Annotated in this window: 22 protein-coding genes; 5 read left to right on the forward strand and 17 right to left on the reverse strand. The window is 67.9% G+C overall.

Going from position 1 to position 16,925, the window contains the following annotated elements; genetic code table 11:
• Positions 1-341: 341 nt before the first annotated feature.
• From rplO to rpsH, 6 genes are read right to left on the reverse strand one after another with little or no spacing between them, the layout of a single operon-like run.
• A complete protein-coding gene (rplO, locus tag V7E05_RS10805) occupies positions 342-788 on the reverse strand; it encodes a 50S ribosomal protein L15 (protein WP_333619659.1) in 447 nt (148 codons plus the stop codon).
• Between the two features lie 4 nt (positions 789-792).
• The gene (gene rpmD, locus V7E05_RS10810) at positions 793-975 is read right to left on the reverse strand and encodes a 50S ribosomal protein L30 (RefSeq protein WP_333619660.1); all 183 of its coding nucleotides are present in this window, start codon (positions 973-975) and stop codon (positions 793-795) included.
• Between the two features lie 3 nt (positions 976-978).
• Positions 979-1,638, reverse strand: a complete 660-nt coding sequence (gene rpsE, locus V7E05_RS10815; protein ID WP_333619661.1) for a 30S ribosomal protein S5 — start codon at positions 1,636-1,638, stop codon at positions 979-981.
• Positions 1,639-1,687: 49 nt separating this feature from the next.
• Positions 1,688-2,089, reverse strand: a complete 402-nt coding sequence (gene rplR, locus V7E05_RS10820; protein ID WP_333619662.1) for a 50S ribosomal protein L18 — start codon at positions 2,087-2,089, stop codon at positions 1,688-1,690.
• Between the two features lie 3 nt (positions 2,090-2,092).
• Positions 2,093-2,632, reverse strand: a complete 540-nt coding sequence (gene rplF, locus V7E05_RS10825; protein WP_333619663.1) for a 50S ribosomal protein L6 — start codon at positions 2,630-2,632, stop codon at positions 2,093-2,095.
• A 12-nt stretch (positions 2,633-2,644) separates the two neighbouring features.
• A complete protein-coding gene (gene rpsH / locus V7E05_RS10830; protein ID WP_333619664.1) occupies positions 2,645-3,043 on the reverse strand; it encodes a 30S ribosomal protein S8 in 399 nt (132 codons plus the stop codon).
• Positions 3,044-3,511: 468 nt separating this feature from the next.
• Between rpsH and V7E05_RS10835 the strand changes: the two genes are divergently transcribed.
• A complete protein-coding gene (locus V7E05_RS10835; protein ID WP_333619665.1) occupies positions 3,512-4,753 on the forward strand; it encodes an amidohydrolase in 1,242 nt (413 codons plus the stop codon).
• Between the two features lie 34 nt (positions 4,754-4,787).
• Here V7E05_RS10835 and V7E05_RS10840 read toward each other — a convergent pair whose 3' ends face one another.
• From V7E05_RS10840 to V7E05_RS10855, 4 genes are all read right to left on the reverse strand, one after another.
• On the reverse strand, positions 4,788-5,420 hold the full coding sequence (locus V7E05_RS10840; protein ID WP_333619666.1) for a histidine phosphatase family protein: 633 nt from the start codon (positions 5,418-5,420) through the stop codon (positions 4,788-4,790).
• Positions 5,421-5,432: 12 nt separating this feature from the next.
• Positions 5,433-6,329, reverse strand: coding sequence for a CbtA family protein (locus V7E05_RS10845; protein ID WP_333619667.1), 897 nt, complete (start codon positions 6,327-6,329; stop codon positions 5,433-5,435).
• 13 nt (positions 6,330-6,342) lie between these two features.
• Positions 6,343-6,600, reverse strand: a complete 258-nt coding sequence (locus V7E05_RS10850) for a CbtB domain-containing protein (protein WP_333619668.1) — start codon at positions 6,598-6,600, stop codon at positions 6,343-6,345.
• Positions 6,601-6,829: 229 nt separating this feature from the next.
• Entirely contained in the window at positions 6,830-7,570 is a 741-nt protein-coding gene (locus tag V7E05_RS10855) for a TetR/AcrR family transcriptional regulator (protein ID WP_333619669.1), read from the reverse strand.
• Between the two features lie 272 nt (positions 7,571-7,842).
• Between V7E05_RS10855 and V7E05_RS10860 the strand changes: the two genes are divergently transcribed.
• Genes V7E05_RS10860 through V7E05_RS10870 form a run of 3 tightly spaced genes read left to right on the forward strand, consistent with a single transcriptional unit; the run spans position 7,843 to position 10,871 of the window.
• Complete coding sequence (locus V7E05_RS10860) at positions 7,843-9,411, forward strand: MFS transporter (RefSeq protein ID WP_333619670.1); 1,569 nt, start codon at positions 7,843-7,845, stop codon at positions 9,409-9,411.
• Positions 9,412-9,458: 47 nt separating this feature from the next.
• Positions 9,459-10,169: a nucleosidase gene (locus V7E05_RS10865; RefSeq protein ID WP_333619671.1), complete on the forward strand. Its 711-nt coding sequence runs from the start codon at positions 9,459-9,461 to the stop codon at positions 10,167-10,169.
• 33 nt (positions 10,170-10,202) lie between these two features.
• Positions 10,203-10,871, forward strand: a complete 669-nt coding sequence (locus V7E05_RS10870) for an HdeD family acid-resistance protein (protein WP_333619672.1) — start codon at positions 10,203-10,205, stop codon at positions 10,869-10,871.
• A 155-nt stretch (positions 10,872-11,026) separates the two neighbouring features.
• On the opposite strand, the gene rplE is transcribed toward V7E05_RS10870, so the two are convergent.
• The 3 genes from rplE to rplN are packed head-to-tail and all read right to left on the reverse strand — an operon-like array spanning position 11,027 to position 12,277.
• Positions 11,027-11,590, reverse strand: coding sequence for a 50S ribosomal protein L5 (gene rplE, locus V7E05_RS10875; RefSeq protein WP_333619673.1), 564 nt, complete (start codon positions 11,588-11,590; stop codon positions 11,027-11,029).
• Positions 11,591-11,593: 3 nt separating this feature from the next.
• The gene (gene rplX, locus V7E05_RS10880) at positions 11,594-11,908 is read right to left on the reverse strand and encodes a 50S ribosomal protein L24 (protein WP_333619674.1); all 315 of its coding nucleotides are present in this window, start codon (positions 11,906-11,908) and stop codon (positions 11,594-11,596) included.
• Positions 11,909-12,277, reverse strand: coding sequence for a 50S ribosomal protein L14 (gene rplN / locus V7E05_RS10885; RefSeq protein WP_333619675.1), 369 nt, complete (start codon positions 12,275-12,277; stop codon positions 11,909-11,911).
• A gap of 344 nt (positions 12,278-12,621) precedes the next feature.
• On the opposite strand from rplN, the gene V7E05_RS10890 reads away from it, so the two are divergent.
• On the forward strand, positions 12,622-14,064 hold the full coding sequence (locus V7E05_RS10890; protein WP_333619676.1) for an alpha/beta hydrolase: 1,443 nt from the start codon (positions 12,622-12,624) through the stop codon (positions 14,062-14,064).
• A gap of 92 nt (positions 14,065-14,156) precedes the next feature.
• Here V7E05_RS10890 and V7E05_RS10895 read toward each other — a convergent pair whose 3' ends face one another.
• The 4 genes from V7E05_RS10895 to rplP all read right to left on the reverse strand — a co-directional run.
• A complete protein-coding gene (locus V7E05_RS10895; protein WP_333619677.1) occupies positions 14,157-15,908 on the reverse strand; it encodes a pyruvate dehydrogenase in 1,752 nt (583 codons plus the stop codon).
• Positions 15,909-16,157: 249 nt separating this feature from the next.
• Complete coding sequence (gene rpsQ / locus V7E05_RS10900) at positions 16,158-16,439, reverse strand: 30S ribosomal protein S17 (protein WP_333619678.1); 282 nt, start codon at positions 16,437-16,439, stop codon at positions 16,158-16,160.
• Positions 16,439-16,666: a 50S ribosomal protein L29 gene (gene rpmC, locus V7E05_RS10905; RefSeq protein ID WP_333619679.1), complete on the reverse strand. Its 228-nt coding sequence runs from the start codon at positions 16,664-16,666 to the stop codon at positions 16,439-16,441. The genes rpsQ and rpmC overlap by 1 nt, the downstream gene beginning before the upstream one ends.
• The coding region (rplP, locus tag V7E05_RS10910; RefSeq protein WP_333619680.1) for a 50S ribosomal protein L16 at positions 16,666-16,925 on the reverse strand (260 nt) is incomplete at its 5' end. The genes rplP and rpmC, both read right to left, overlap by 1 nt.

Here is a 16,925-nt window from a genome sequence, read left to right on the forward strand (position 1 = left end):
GGACGCCAGTGCTGAGAGCACATGTCCTCCTGATAACCGCAGCCGCTCACCGGCCGCCTTCTAACACGAATCCACCTGGTCGACCGCTCCGCCCGCGAGGGCGGCGAGCGTGTCCACTCGGGAAAACACCGGGGTCCCGGCGGGGATCCCGATCGGGAGACCAGGTGCCCATTCTGCGTACCCGCCACAGGGGACGGATCCGCACAATGAGCCCTATGCACTCTATCAACTACCTACGCCACGGCTCGTAACGCAGGCGGAGTGCGGAGGCGAAAAAGGAGGCGGAGGGCGCCATCTCCCCTATGGGGAGTCGACGGCCCTCCGCCTCCTCTTCGGTTTACCTACTTGTCCAGAACGGTGACGGTGCCACCGGCGGACTCGATCTTCGACTTCGCTGAGCCGGAGAACTTGTGCGCGGACACCTGCACGGCGGCCGCGAGATCGCCCTCGCCGAGGACCTTGACGAGCTCGTTCTTGCGAACGGCGCCCTTGGCGACGAGCTCGGCGACGCCGACCTGTCCGCCCTCGGGGAACAGGCGGGCGATGTCGCCCACGTTGACGATCTGGTACTCGATCCGGTTGCGGTTCGTGAAGCCCTTGAGCTTCGGGAGACGCATGTGGATCGGCATCTGGCCGCCCTCGAACGCCGCGGGGACGTTCTTGCGCGCCTTGGTGCCCTTGGTACCGCGACCGGCCGTCTTGCCCTTCGAGGCCTCACCGCGTCCGACGCGGGTCTTGTCCTTGTGGGCGCCGTCGGCCGGGCGGAGGTGATGCAGCTTGATGGTCATTTGCTCACTCCGTCTCTTCCACCACGACGAGGTGGTTAACGACGTTGATCAGACCCCGGTTCTGCGCGGTGTCCTCACGGACGACGGACTTGCGGATGCCCTTGAGTCCGAGGGTGCGCAGGGAGTCCTTCTGGTTCTGCTTGGCCCCGACGACGCCGCGGACCTGCGTGATCTTGAGGTTTGCCATGATCTACGCCCCCTGACCGGCGCGTGCGCGGAGCATGCCCGCGGGCGCGACGTCCTCAATGGGAAGGCCACGGCGAGCCGCGACCTCTTCCGGACGCTGCAGGTCCTTGAGCGCGGCAACGGTGGCGTGGACCACGTTGATCGCGTTCGCCGAACCGAGCGACTTGGACAGGATGTCGCCAATGCCGGCGGCCTCGAGCACGGCGCGCGCGGCGCCACCGGCGATGACACCGGTACCCGGGGAAGCCGGGCGAAGGAGCACGACGCCGGCAGCGTCCTCACCCTGGACAGGGTGGGGAATGGTGTTGCCGATCATCGGGACGCGGAAGAAGTTCTTGCGCGCCTCCTCGACACCCTTCTGGATGGCCGCGGGAACTTCCTTGGCCTTGCCATAACCGACGCCGACCATGCCCTGGCCGTCGCCCACGATCACGAGAGCGGTGAAGCTGAAGCGACGACCACCCTTGACGACCTTGGACACGCGGTTGATGGCGACGACGTTCTCGATCTGGTTCGAACGCTCGTCGTCGCGACCGCCCTGACGGCGATCGTCCCGTCCGCGACCGCGGCCACCACGGCCACCGTCGCGATTGTTGTTGTTGCTGTTGTTGTTCTTGTCGTCGGCGGGCCCGTTGCCGCCGTCACGACGCTGACGTCCCGGCATCAGACAGTCCTTCCGTTAGCGGTCATTGCTGCTGCATTGAGGGTCGGCATTAGAATTCCAGCCCACCTTCGCGAGCGGCATCGGCCAGCGCCGCGATGCGACCGTGGTACTTGTTGCCACCACGGTCGAAGACGACGGCGTCGACGCCGGCGGCCTTGGCGCGCTCTGCGAGGAGCTGCCCGACCTTGGCGCTGAGCGCCTTCTTGTCGCCCTCGACGGACTGCACGTCGGCCTCGAGGGTCGAGGCGGCGGCCAGGGTGTGGCCACGCGAGTCGTCGATGATCTGGGCGTGGATGTGGCGCGAGGACCGCTTGACCACGAGCCGCGGCCGGGCCGAGGTGCCCTCGACCTTCTTGCGGAGACGGTTGTGGCGGCGCGCACGCGAGACGCGGCGGGCCGTCGACACGTCGGTGCCGAGCGGAGTGCGCTTGTTCTCAGTGGAGTTTGCCATGATTTACTTACCCGTCTTTCCGACCTTGCGGCGAACCTGCTCGCCGGCGTAGCGGATGCCCTTGCCCTTGTACGGGTCATGCTTGCGGAGACGCTTGATGTTCGCCGCGACCTGACCGACGAGCTGCTTGTCGATGCCCGAGATCGAGAACTTCGTGGGGCCCTCGACGGCGAACTGGATGCCCTGCGGAGCGGCAACCGGGACGCTGTGCGAGTAGCCGAGCGCGAACTCGAGATCCTGGCCCTTGGCCTGGACGCGGTAGCCCACGCCGAAGATCTCCATGTCCTGCTTGTAGCCCTCGGTGACGCCGACGACCATGTTGTTGACCAGCGAGCGGGTCAGACCATGGAGGGAACGCGACTCGCGCTCCTCGTCGGGGCGAGTGCACACGACTGTGTTGTTGTCCTCGACCGAGACCTTGATGGCGGCCGGGACCTCGCGGGACAGCTCGCCCTTCGGGCCCTTGACGGTGATGGACGGGCCGTCGACCTTGACGTCGACTCCCGCCGGGATTGCGATCGGAGCCTTACCGATACGTGACATAGAAGGCCTCCCCTACCAGACGTAGGCGAGGACTTCCCCGCCCACACCCTTGTTCGTGGCCTGACGGTCCGTGAGCAGACCCTGCGACGTGGAGATGATCGCCACGCCGAGGCCGCCGAGAACCTTCGGCAGGTTGTCGGACTTCGCGTAAACGCGGAGACCCGGCTTGGACACACGGCGGATGCCGGTGATCGAGCGCTGACGGGTCGGGCCGTACTTGAGCTCGATGGAGAGCTCCTTGCCGACCGCAGCGTCGGAGACCTCGTAGGAGGAGATGTAGCCCTCCTGCTTGAGGATCGCCGCGATGTTCGCCTTGAGCTTCGACGAAGGCATCGAGACGGTGTCATGATGCGCGGAATTCGCGTTACGGACACGGGTGAGCATGTCCGCGATGGGGTCAGTCATCGACATTCGATGGACCTGTTCCTTTCTCGCCACGGTTCCCATACAACTCGCGCACGAGCGGGCCGCCGGACCGGGACGCAAGTCCTAGATGACGGCGCACGCCACACCCGCGAGGTGGGCCTACAGCGAAGAGGTTTCCAATATTTACCGTGGGCTCCACAGGCTTTCGTGGGCCCTGTCCCCCTGCCGCCGCGGGCTGCGCGGGAATCCGATGGATCCCGGCGAGGTATCGGCGGAAGGGTGTAAGAAATCGGTGGAGGGAGTCCTCACGGGAATCACTCCCGGCAGGCCCCGTCCCCATCGACTCTCTATCGGGGAATCGGGCACGGCGAACCGGCCACCATCTCCGATGGGACCTGTCCACGCTACCAACGCCGCGCGCAGGGACCAAACCGGCGCTTTCCTGGTCGGACCACCCGTCCGGGAGCCATTGCCGAGCACTCCCGACGACCACCGATGGAAGAGGAGCACAACGTGGGCGCCGAAGCCGAAGCAGCCACCGCCGACCCGAAGGCCATTCTCGCGGACCTGGCCTCCACGCGCTCGGAGCGCGAGGACCTCTACGTGTGGTTCCACCAGCACCCGGAGCTCGGACTCGCCGAGCACGAGACCTCGACGCGGATCGCCGAGACCCTGTCGGGTTACGGCGTCGAGCCGAAGAAGGTGGGCGAGACGGGAGTCGTCGCGATCATCTCCAGCGGCGATGGCCCCGTCGTCGCCGCCCGTGCGGACATCGACGCCCTGCCGGTCGAGGAGAACTCGGGCAAGGACTACGCCTCGACAGCGACGGTCGAGAACTCCGACGGCTCGCGGACGCCGGTCGCCCACGCGTGCGGGCACGACGTGCATATCACCTCGCTGCTCGGATCCGTGCAGGCCCTCGCCACGCACACCGATGACTGGTCCGGGACCTTCGTCGCGGTGTTCCAGCCCGCCGAGGAGACGGCCGCCGGCGCGCAGGCCCTCGTGGATGCCGGAATCTCCGACGTCATTCCCACACCGGAGGTGTACCTGGGCCAGCACGTGCTCTCGACCCTGCCCACCGGCCACGTGGGCACGCAGGTCGGGCCGGTGTTCAGCACGTCGCAGCGGATCGGGGTCACGGTGTACGGGCACGGCACCCACGGCGCGATGCCCAACCTCGGCGTCGATCCGGTCGTGCTCGCCGCGTCGATCGTCCTACGGTTGCAGACCATCGTCTCGCGCGAGATCGATCCCGCGGACCAGGCGTCGATCACGGTCGGCGCGATCAATGCCGGGACCCGCGCCAACATCATCCCGGACTCCGCGCGGCTGCTCATCGACACCCGCGCCTACTCGGAGGAGGTGCAGAAGCAGATCGCCGAGGCCATCGAGCGGATCGTGCGCGCCGAGTGCGAGGCCTCGCGTTCGCCGCGCGAGCCGGAATTCGAGTACTACGAGCACTACCCGATCACCTCGAATGCCGAGGCCGAGACCGACCGCGTGCGCGCGGCTTTCGATGCCTACTTCGGCGAGAAGTCCGGCGATCTCGGCCGGCTCCCGGCCTCCGAGGATTTCTCGATCGTCTCCGATGCGCTCGGCGTCCCCTACTCGTACTGGGGCATCGGCGCGTTCTCCGATCCCGATGCGGCCGTGGGCAACCACGACCCCGCGTTCGCGCCGGACATGCAGCCGACGCTCGACACCGGCACCGAGGCGCTCGTCACGGCGGCGTGCGCCTGGTTGCGCCCATAGCGCGGGGCGCCACCGGAGACTCTGTCCGGGGACACTAGCGAGGGAGCCGCAGCGTCCAGCGCGTGCCGCGGCGGTGCAGCCGGAGCTCGTGCCCCGGCCCGGCGTCGATGCGGAAGAACGCCGCTGCGGGGGCGGAAAGCGCATGGATGACGGCGGACCGCAACGTCGCGGGATGGGCCACGAGGACGAAGTCCTCGGCTCCGTCGCTGCCGAGGTCTTCCCTATCGCGTGCCGACCCCGCGCCGCCGCCGAGTTCGTCGAGCGCCGCGCCGACCCGAGCCACGTGTCCAGTGATCGACTCGCCCCCGTGCCCCGAGTAATCGGGCTCCGTGTTCCAGGCAGCGAGATCCTCGAGCGCGATCTCGCCGACCCCACGCCCGGCCCAGTCGCCGAGGTCGAGGTCACGGAAGGCCGTGGAGAACTCGGAGCCCATGTCGATCTGCGGGGTTGCGAGACCGAGCAGCTCCGCGGTCTCCCGGGCGCGGCGTTCGGGGGCGCAGAGCACTCGCCGAGCCCGAAGCCCGGTGGGCTCTCCGCCGGACCACGATGCGGCGGCCCGGCCGGCGCGGCTCAGCCCGTCGTCATCGAGCGCGAAGCGGCCCGCGTGCGTGGCCTCCGTCGCCGCGTGCGCGACGATCCGGAGCCGCAGCGGGCCGCCTCCTGCCACCTGCGCCCCCGGCTACGCCGCGACGGTCGCGGGCGAGCGGCCCGCACCGACGGCAGCGTTGCCGGAGCGAAGCGCGTCGACCTTCCGCGCGCCGAGGGTGAGTCCTCCGGCGATGCACGCCCAGATGATCGCCTGCGCGAACAGCGAGTACAGGCGGAACCGGTAGAGATCGTCGGCGTCGAATCCTGCGAGGAGGATGTGCCCGTCGGACGGGTCGACGATCGGCTGCGGCGTCTCGAAGGACGAGCCGAGGCCGGCGTTCGGTCCCAGCGAACCGAGCTGCGGCATGAGCGCGTAGACGATGATCATCGCGACGATCCCCGCGCCGAAGGCCACCCACGTGGCCCCCGCACCGAGACGGGGCCGGAGGGCACGCCGGAGCGCGACCCCGGCGAGCACGACGGCAGCGCTGATGACGATGAGACCGAGGAACAGCCCCGTGCGCGCGGTGATCGTGTCGCCGTTCCCCACGGCCGGCGGGTTCGCCGGGTACTTGATGATCGGTAGGACGTAGACCGCCGCGAAGGTGAAGCCGACGACTGGCAGCACGAACGACGCCGCAGTGCTTCGACCACTCTCGATGTCCGAGCGGCGCAGGTACAGCCAGACGGCGAGGACCACCGCGGCGATACCGCCGAGTGCGAGGCCGAGGACCACCATGCCGGTGGCGGCCCCGAGTCCCTCCTGGATGGTGCGGGTAAAGAGCTCGTCCTCCCCGCCGTGCGAATGGCCGGCGGCGGCCGCGTGGGAGTGGGAGTGCTCGAGCATCTCCATCGCCTCGCTGCGCGCCTCTTCGTAATCGATCGCGCGGCCGATGATCGGCTCTGCCATCATGAACATGAACACCCAGGCCACGAGCCCGCCGAAGGCACCGAAAAGCAGACCCCGCAGGGTCAGGATCTTCTCCATTTGTCCGCCCCTATCAGTGGCAGGGGAAGCCCGCGAAGTGGCGGGCGTCGTGGACGAACTCGTGCACGTGCGTGTCCGAGCCGAAGACCGAAACCGCGCCCTGGTCGACGCCGACGAAGTAGTAGGCGATGACGCACAGGGCGAAGACCCCGATGAGGATGAGACTGGATTTGACGTCGGCCCGCGATGTCGCCTTTGCGGCGGCGGAAGTGCCGGAATCTGCGGGCCGTTCGATGCCGGCGCCCACAGAGGAATGCTCTGCTGAGGTCATTGAGATGCTCCTAGCCGGGTTCAGCGCCCGGATCGACTGTCTTTGGAAGCGACCCGGGCAACCGTTCTGGCTCGGCACGAAGGCCTCACAGTGGCGCGACCGCCCCCGATTCCCACGGGGTTCCGTCGCCTGGGCGCAGGTGTAGTCAAGCACACGGCAGGTTCTCGCGGGGCGAGGTCGGTGAATCCGACCCAGCGGAGCGGTCTGCTCGGAGCGACCGGCGCAGGGCCTATCGCCGGCTCCAGGTCTGGCGCTCGATGCCGCCGAGGAGCAGGTCGAGGCCGGAGAGGAAGAGCGTCCTGTCGTCGTGCTCGCCAAACGCCCCGAGGATCGAGTGGATAAAGGGGTACTGCTCCGCATCGAGCGCGGTCCACTCGTCGATCTGCTCCTGCATCTCGCGGGCGACCTCCGCATCGTCCTCGGCGCGCACGCTCGCGGTCGGGCCCTCCCGCATGGCGACCTCCGCGGCAGCCCCGCTGGCGAAATTCGCCAGCGTGATCGATGCCGGGAAGCGTTGCTCCTGATCGAGTTCCATCTCGAGGAGCTGTTCGCCGATGAGCTCCCACACGAGCAGCGAGTTCGGCCAGTCCGGTTCGCTCCGCAGCAGCTGGGCAGGTAGCCATGGGTGCGCGATGAGCGTGTCCCACATGCACAGCAGCAGAACGCGTAGACGGGCGAGCGCCGCAGCGGTGTGCGCGCTCGTTTCCCGCGCGGCCACGAAGGGCTCCTCGCCGCGCCTGGTGGCCACGACGGCGGGATCGGCCTCGAGTAGCGTCCTGTACTCCGCCAGTGCGTCGCCGAGGACCTCGTCGGCCACCATCCCGATGAGCTGCTCGCGGCTATCGGCGTACCAGTACAGGCTCGCCACGCCGCTTCCGAGCTCGCCGGCGAGCCGGCGCAGGGTGAGCCCGGACTCCCCCTCCGTGTCGAGGGTGGCGATCGCCGCGGCCACGACGCGCTCGAGCGACAACGTAGCCCTCTGCCTTCCCCGCGCCGCCTGACGCCCGCGCGCTGCTCCGCCCGGCCTTTCCGCAGGATGGGCGGCACTGTCCTGCCGCTCCGGGGCGGACCGCGCGCCGCGACCGCCTCTTCGCGCTCTCTCAGCCATGTGCCCAGCCTAGCCACCCCCGTACCATCCCCTCTTGCGCAGGGTCGAACGTAGTTCTATTCTCGAACACCGTTCTATTAATAGAACGTCGTTCGATTCTGAAACGGTGTTCGACACCACGAAAGGAGGACATCATGTCCGATTCGCAGGCAGACACCGCACCGGCGGCAACAGCCGCACCGAACTCGTCGACACCCGCCCCCGGCGGCTCGTCCTCTCCGGCGGCCATCGCTGCCGAGACGCAGGCCCGGCCCGCGCCCGCATCCTCCGGCCGCGAGAGCGCCGGCCCCACCTCGCTCCGCGGGGCGATCCCTGCCCTCATCGGGTTGTGCCTCACGATGCTCGTCGAGATGGCCGACAACTCGATACTCAATGTCGCGCTCCCCACCGTCGGGCGCGACCTCCACGCTTCCGCCACCGATCTCCAGTGGATCGTCGGTGCCTACTCGCTCACCTTCGGCGGGCTGCTCCTCGTCGGCGGCACGCTCGGCGACAAGCTCGGCCGCAAACGCACGCTGCTCGCCGGCCTCGCGCTGTTCGGCATCGTCAACCTCGGCGTCCTGCTGGTCGAGAACCCGGCCCAGCTCATCGCCGTGCGCGCCCTCGCCGGCGCCGTCGCGGCGATGATCGCCCCGCTCACGATGTCCCTCGTGTTCCGGATCTTTCCCGGCGAGGAGCTACGCAGGAAGGCCATCGGGCTCATCGTCACCGTAGCGATGATCGGCTTCGCCATCGGGCCGACGCTCTCGGGGATCGCCGTCGAACACTGGCCGTGGGAGGCGCTGCTCGTCCTCAATGCGCCGATGGCGCTGATCGCCTGGTTCGGCGTCCGCTTCGGCGTTCCCGCTGACGATCCGGAGCTCCGCCGTCAGGAAAAGACCGACTGGCTCGGCGCGGGACTCTCGGTGCTCGCGCTCGGCACGCTGCTCTACACCTTCACCTCCGGCGTCGACCGGGGCTGGGGCTCGCCCTGGACGATCGGCGTACTCGCCGTCGGCGTGATCTCGCTGCTCGGTTTCGTCTGGCGCGAGCGCACCACGGACGCGCCGATGCTCGACATGAAGCTGCTCGCCCTCCCCGCGGTTCGGGGCTCGGCGCTGCTACAGACGGCGACGATGGTGGCGATGGTCGGCGTGATGTTCGCCGCCACGCAGCTCTACCAATTCGCGTGGGGCTTCTCGCCGATGAAGGCTGGCCTCGCCATGCTCCCCTTCGTGGTGGGCATGATGCTCGCCTCCCCCATCGTCGACTCGTTGGTCGGCAGGTTCGGGCATCGCCGCGCCTCGATCGTCGGCATCGTCTCGGTGCTCGCGGGGCTGGGCCTGTGGTGGTTCGCGCTAACGGCGGGCTACCGGGTGTCCGCGCTGGGGATGCTGGTCATCACGTTCGGCATCCGGATCATCATGACCACCGGGGCGGTCGCCCTGATCAGCGCGCTCCCCGAAACGCACACGACGCTCGGATCCTCGCTCAACGACACCTCGCAGGAGCTCGGCAACTCGGTCGGCGTCGCGGTGGTCGGCACCGTGCTCGCTACCGTCGCCGGCACGGCGCTCGGCTCGGGCCAGTGGGACACCGCGCAGGTGGATACGTTCGTCCACGCCCTCCGCATCGCCTTCGGGATCCTCGCGGTGATCGTGGTGCTGACGGCGGCGATTGGCATCCGCAGCCTCTCAGACTCCACCTCCACCGAGGAACACTGACGGCGGGGCGCGGGAATTCCGCACTCCCGCATCGATAACCTGTGGAAATGAATGTGTCCCACATCGGTCGCCTGGCATTCGGCACGATCACTCCCGGAGAGCCGCTGTACGTGGTCGCCGCGCACGCCGAGGCCACGGCGTTCGACCACAGCCTGCCCGTCCTCGTCACGGGTATCGGCAAGATCCGCGCGGCCGCCGGACTCGCGGCGTGCCTCGCGGCATACGAGTCCGCGGGAGGCCCGCCGAGCGTGGTGGTCAACATTGGCACCGCAGGCGCGCTGCACGCACACATGGAGGGCGTCCACCGCGTGGACACCGTGCTCCTCCACGATTTCTCGCACGCCGCGATCCGCGAGATCACCGGCACCGACGAATACCCGCCCCTCCATGTGGGCCCGGAGGATCCTGCGTCCGGGCCCACCGCCGGCAGCGCCGCCGGTACTGCCGGCGCCACATGCGCCAAGGACGACATCGTCCTCGCCACCGGAGACATCTTCGTCTCCGACCCCGCGACTCGCGCGGCGCTCGCCGCGCAGGCCCAGCTCGTCGACATGGAGGGATACGCCATCGCGCAGGTCGCCCACGCGGCGGGAATCCCCGTCGAGCTGGTCAAGCACGTGAGCGATTCCGCCGACGAGTCCGCCGGATCGATCTGGATGGACCGCGCCGCCGAACTCGCGGAGACCCTCGCCGGTTACGCCGGCGCCCGCCGGCCCCGGCCGAACACCATCGGCGCTCGGACGAGCCGCTCGGGGTAGCGTCGAGAACATCCGACGTAAGGAGCGAAAATCATGGTCTACGGCAACGAGAATCCGAACGATTTCTCCGGCGCGGCCGGCGACTTCGGTCGAGCCGAATCCGGGCACGCCTCTAGCTTCGGCGGTTTCGGCGGCCTCCGCGATTCGGGGCCGGCGCGCCAGGGCCTCGAGCGTTTCCTCCGCCACTCCTGGACCGCGCTCCTCGCCCTCGGAATCGTGGCCCTCGTCGTCGGTCTCGTCATGCTCGTGTGGCCCGGGCACACGACGCTCGTGCTCGCCTTCCTCTTCGGGATCTACCTCGTGGTCTCCGGGCTGGCCCAGATCTCCTTCGGCATCGTCGTCCACTTCGGTATGGCGGGTAAGGCGCTCACCATTCTCGGCGGGGTGATCTCCCTCGTCGCCGGCATCCTCGCGCTCGTGAGCCACCCGAGCGCGCTCTTCCTCCTCGGCGCCTTCATCGGCATTTCGTGGCTCTTCGCCGGCTTCACCCGTCTCGGTCTCCTCCCCGCCGCCGACTCCCCCGGCCGCGGGCTCGCGATCGTATCCGGGGTGCTCTGGCTCCTCGGCGGGATCGTGCTCATCGTTTCCCCCGGCCTCGGGCTGGTCACGCTGGCCATCGTCTCGGGCGCGCTGCTCCTCGTCACGGGCATCATCGTGATCGCCCAGGCCCTCGCGCTCCGCCGCGCCCTCCAGCGCTTCTGATCCCCGCCTCTCCCGCAGCCACGGGGCGGCGGGAACTGGCCCGGAAATAGAGGAACTCCGCCGTCATACCCCGGTATTTACCAGGGATGACGGCGGAGTCCTGTAATCCGCCCGGACCTGCCGGGCGAGCGACGCGCTCGTGAGAGCCTCGCCTACTACTTCTCCTTGAAGGGGAAGCCGATGTGGCGCAGGAGGGCACGGCCCTCGTCGTCGTTGGTCGCCGTGGTGACGACCGTGATGTCCATGCCGCGGGGGCGGTCCATCTTGTCGATGTCGATCTCGTGGAACAGCGACTGCTCCGTGAGGCCGAACGTGTAGTTGCCGTGGCCGTCGAACTGCTTGCCCGACAGGCCGCGGAAGTCGCGGATGCGCGGGAGCGCGACGGTCGTGAGGCGGTCGAGGAACTCCCACATGCGGTCGCCACGGAGGGTGACGCGCGCGCCGATGGGCATTCCCTCACGCAGCTTGAACTGCGCGATGGACTTGCGGGCCCGGCGGATCTCCGGCTTCTGACCGGTGATCAGGGTGAGGTCGTTGACGGCGCCGTTGATGAGCTTGCTGTCGCGGGCGGCGTCGCCGACACCCATGTTGACGACGACCTTCGTGATGCCCGGAACCTGCATGACGTTCGCGTACTGGAACTCGTCCTGCAGCTTCGCGCGGATCTCGGACTTGTACTGCGTCTTGAGACGCGGGATGTACTTTTCGGGAGCGGTCATGGCTTACAGGTCCTTCCCGGTCTTGCGCGAGACTCGGACGCGCTTGCCGTTCTCGTCGGTGCGGATACCAACCCGGGTCGGAGTGCCATCGGCGTCGACGACCTGCACGTTCGAGACGTGGATCGGAGCCTCCTGCGTGACGATTCCGCCCGAGGACGCGCCGCGCTCGGCGGCGGAGTCGGCGACGTGCTTCTTGATGCGGTTGACGCCCTCGACGAGGACCCGCTCGGACTTCGGGTAGGCCTCGATGACCTTGCCCTTGGCACCCTTGTCCTTGCCGGCGATGACGAGGACGGTGTCTCCCTTATGGACCTTCACTTAGAGCACCTCCGGAGCCAGCGAGACGATCTTCATGAACTTCTTGTCACGCAGCTCGCGGCCGACCGGGCCGAAGATGCGCGTGCCACGCGGATCGTTGTCGTTCTTGATGATGACGGCGGCGTTCTCGTCGAACTTGATGTACGAGCCGTCGACACGGCGGCGCTCCTTGGCGGTGCGCACGATGACGGCCTTGACGACGTCGCCCTTCTTGACGTTGCCGCCGGGGATGGCGTCCTTGACGGTGGCGACGACGATGTCGCCGATGCCTGCGTAGCGGCGCTTCGAGCCACCGAGCACGCGGATGCAGAGGATCTCCCTCGCACCGGTGTTATCGGCGATCTTGAGCCGCGACTCCTGCTGAATCACGAGGTACTCCTTGACTGACCTAGCTGAATTCGATGTGCACCGGATTACCGACCCGATTACACGCGGTCATTGCCGCCTGCGGCCGCCCGCATAGCGGTAGCAGGCCGAAGACAACTTCTCCATGGTAGGCCCACGCGCGCATCCCTCCAAATCGCTGGTCGGGCGGCCGCCGGCCGGACGCGGCGGCGGCCCGTGATGCCCGGGACAGAGTCCACGTCGCTCCGGCGGCAGGCGTTCGATGTGCGTTCGACGAAGATCATCGCCGCGAAACGTTTTGATAACGATTAAGTTACTGCTAAGTTTTTCTTGGCACTTCTCGACCCGGCGACCCGAAGGACCACGCTATGGCCACGATCCGCAGAACGAACCGTCGCCGCTTCGGCGCGGCCGCGACCGCGGTGGCGCTGTCCACCCTGGTGGCAGCGACGTCCGGCCTGGTCCCCGCGGCCGGAGCGCAGTCCGCGGGCGTTCCGGACTCCTCCGACCTCCCGCCGGCGAGCAGCGGTCCCGCGGGCTCGCTCGACGCCGCGTCGACCATCGCGAAGTCGAGCCTCGGGCTCATCGGAAATGGTTCGCTGTTCAACTCCGATGCCCCGGTCCTCGCTCCCCTCTCCGCCGGCACAGCCCCGCTGAGCACCGCTTCGCTCTCCGGCCCCACGGGAAGTCTCGTGACCCCGGCCCTCATGGGCTCCACTGCCGCGATGTCTCTGATCCCCGTCGGCTCGGTGGCCTCCGGCGCGCAGATCCTCGGCGCGCTCTTCGGTCCGCAGTACGTGACCCAGGGCGTCGGTTCGCTCACCGGTCCCGGATACGCCGTGCCCGCGCCGAATCCCGCTATCGATACGACCAGGATCACCAAGGTCGATCCGATCCAGGACGATCCCAACGTCCCGAACCGCGCAGAGCTGTGGACCGTCCACTCGAAGTCGATGGCGCGTGAGTTCCAGGTCGAGGTGTTCTTCCCCAAGGGTTACAAGGACGACACCCCCGCCCCGGTGCTCTACTATCTCGACGGCGTGGACTCCCTCAACCCCTCGGGCTACCGAACGCTCACGAGCGGCCCGCGCCGCGCCTCCGAAGCCGGGGTCATCTCTGTCGCTCCCGTCGGCGCACCGGGCTCGAACTGGACCGAGTGGCAGAGCGACGACCCGCGCCTCGGCCGCAATAAGTGGGAGACCTTCCTCACCGAGGAGTTCCCGCAGCTCATGCGCGACGAGAAGAGCAACGTCAAGCCCAACGGAGTCTTCGGCGCCACCGGCGTCTCGATGGGTGCGGGCTCCGCGCTCCAGCTCGCGGGCAGCAAGTCCGACTTCTTCGCCACCGCAGGCGGCGTCTCGGGCTGCTACAGCACCGCTTCCGACCTCGGCTTCGAGACACTCCGCCTGAGCATCGAGACCCGCGGCGGAAACATGGAGAACATGTGGGGCCCGCGCGGCACCTCCGAGTGGCAGGAGCGGGACCTCCCCAACCACCCCGAGCGCCTCGCCTCGACCAAGGTGTTCATGTCCGCCGCCACCGGCGCCATCGGCGCCGAGGACGCCAAGCGCTACGGCAGCGACCCGTCCGTGCTCTTCTCGGGCTATGTGCTCGAGGCCGGCACGCGCGAGTGCACCAACCAGCTTGACCGCTCCCTGACGTCGGCGGGCGTCGAGCACAATACCTACTTCGCGCCGACGGGCGTGCACAACTGGTCGACGTTCACCCCTGCCTTCGACCAGGCGCTCGACTACATGATCCCCAACCTCACGGGTCCGGGCGCCAAGAAGGCTCCGGGCGACTGGAAGTAGCAGCGACGGCTGGTCCAAGAGAGAACCCCGGGAGCCTTTCGGCTCCCGGGGTTCTCTCGTCTCCGGATGAGTAAGGCCCGCGGGCTCCCCGGCTACAGCCGGAAGGAGCCGGGCCGCGGGATGTTTCGGAGGTTCGAGCGCGCGAGGTCGATCATCCGGCCGACGCCGCCTTCGAGCACGGTGCGGGACGCCGCCCTGGCGAAGCCGCTCACCTGCTCGAGCGAGATCCCGGGCGGGATCGACAGCGCGTTGGGGTCGGTGACCACATCAACGAGCGCCGGGCCGTCGTGCGCTAGAGCCTTTTTGATCGCCGGCCGGATGTCCTGGGGCCGGGTGACCTTGAAGGACTTGAGCCCGCACGCCTCGGCGATCGCGGCGAAATCGACCTCAGCGTGGTCGGTGCCGCGATCCGGGAAACCCTCGACGAGCATCTCCAGCTTGACCATTCCGAGCGAGGAGTTGTTGAACACCACCGCGGTGAGCGGAAGATCGTGCAGCGCGGCGGTGAGGAGCTCGCCGAGGAGCATGGACAACCCGCCGTCACCACACATGGCCACGACCTGCCGGTTCCTGTCCGCGGCCTGTGCCCCGATCGCCATGGGGAAGGCGTTGGCCATGGTTCCGTGCCGCAGCGACGCGAGGAGCGAACGCTTCGGACCGGGGGTGATGTAACGGGCATGCCACACGTTGCACATACCGGTGTCGGCGGTGAACACCGCATCCTCGGCCGCCTCCTCGTCGAGGATGCGCGCGACGTACTCGGGGTGGATGGGGACCATGTCCTCGACGTTCTTGGTGTAGGCCTCGATGACGTGCTCGAGATTCGAGGCCTGCTTGCCCAACATGTCGTCGAGGAACGAGCGGTCCTTCTTCTCCGAAATGAGCGGAAGGAGCGCGTCGATCGTGGCGCCCACGTCCCCGTGCACCGGGTAATCGACCTTGGTGCGCCGGCCGATGTGCGCGCCCTCGATGTCGACCTGCGCGGTGGGGATCTTCGGGAGGAACTCGTTGTACGGGAAGTCCGTGCCGAGGAGCAGGAGCAGGTCTGAGCCGTCGAAGGCCTGATCGCACGCGCCGTAGCCGAGGAGGCCGGACATACCTACGTCGTACGGGTTGTCGTAGTGCAGGAACTGCTTGCCGCCGTAGGCGTGGCCGACCGGGGACTTGATCTTCTCCGCGAGGGCGAACACCTGCTCGCGGGCCTGCGCGCAGCCGGCGCCGCCGAAGATGGTGATCTTGTCCGCCTTCTCGATGGCTTCGGCGAGCGCGCGGAGCTCCCCGTCCGCAGGGCACGCAAGCGGCACGCTCGAGGTGTACTTCGAACGGAGCTGCGGCTCGTCGTGCGCCTCCTCCTTGGCGATATCGCCGGGGATCACGAGCACCGAGACGCCGTTGCCGGCGAGGGTCGACTGGATCGCGTTGTGGAGGATGCGAGCGCCCTGCTGCGCGGAATTGACCATCTCGCAGTAGCCGGAGCACTCCTGGAACAACGCCTCCGGGTGCGTCTCCTGGAAGAACTTCGAGCCGATCTGAAGACTCGGTATGTGGGAGGCGATCGCGAGGACCTTCGCGCCGTTGCGGTGCGAATCGTAGAGCCCCTGGACGAAGTGCGTATTGCCCGGCCCGCACGAGGCCGCACACACGGCGATCTTGCCGGTGACCAGAGACTCCGCGCCTGCCGCGAAAGCTGCCGCCTCCTCATTGCGCACATGCACCCAGTCGATCGACGAGCCCGCGAGGGCGTCGACGATCGGGTTGAGGCTGTCTCCCACGATCCCGAAGATCCTCTCGACGCCGAGGTCCTCGAGTGATCCGACGAGTTGCTGCGCGTACGTTTTCGCCATATAACTGCTCCTGGAATTCGCTCGCCCGGTACGGGCCCGTTCTCTGTGCCCAACTTACGCCTCTCGGGGGCTGGCGCGCCGACGCCGAAGGACGCAGGAGCGCGCCCGCGTCGCGCGGGACCCGGGCAGAGAAACAGCGGCGGAAACAAGCGGGCACGAAAAACCTCCCCCCGGCGTCATCCGTGGATGAACCGGGGGGAGGTTGCTTGAACATTCAGGCCTGGGCCCGTGCTGGGGTCGTGCTCGGCGCTACTTGGCGCGCTCGATGACCTCGACCAGGCGGTAGTGCTTGCTGGCGGACATCGGGCGGGTCTCCATGATCCGCACGCGGTCGCCGACGCCGGCGGTGTTGGTCTCGTCGTGTGCCTTGACCTTCTGGGTGCGGCGCATGATCTTGCCGTAGAGCGGGTGCTTGACGCGATCCTCGAGCTCGACGACGATCGTCTTCTCCATCTTGTCGGAGACGACGTAGCCGATGCGCACCTTGCGAGCGTTGCGCTCAGTGGTGGTGGTCATGTTCTCCTCGCTCATTACTTCTCACCCGGCTCTGCCGAAAGCCCGAGCTCGCGCTCGCGCAGGACGGTGTAGATGCGGGCGATGTCGTGACGAACGACCCGCAGACGACGGTTGTTGGTGAGCTGGCCCGTCGCCATCTGGAAGCGAAGGTTGAACAGCTCTTCCTTCGACTCCCGCAGCCGCTCGGTGAGAGTATCGGCGTCGAGCTCGCGCAGCTCGGGGGCGGTGGTTCCACTAGCCATTAGAACTGCTCCTCTCGCGTAACGATGCGGGTCTTGCACGGGAGCTTGTGCTGCGCGCGGCGCAGGGCCTCGCGGGCGGTCTCCTCGTTGGGGTAGGACATTTCGAACAGGATGCGGCCGGGCTTGACGTTGGCCACCCACCACTCGACCGAACCCTTACCGGAGCCCATTCGGACCTCGGCCGGCTTCTTCGTGAGAGGACGATCCGGGAAGATGTTGATCCACACCTTGCCACCACGCTTGATGTGGCGGTTGATGG

Origin of the sequence: Dietzia sp. (assembly GCF_036741115.1) — a bacterium.
Taxonomy (GTDB): domain Bacteria; phylum Actinomycetota; class Actinomycetes; order Mycobacteriales; family Mycobacteriaceae; genus Dietzia.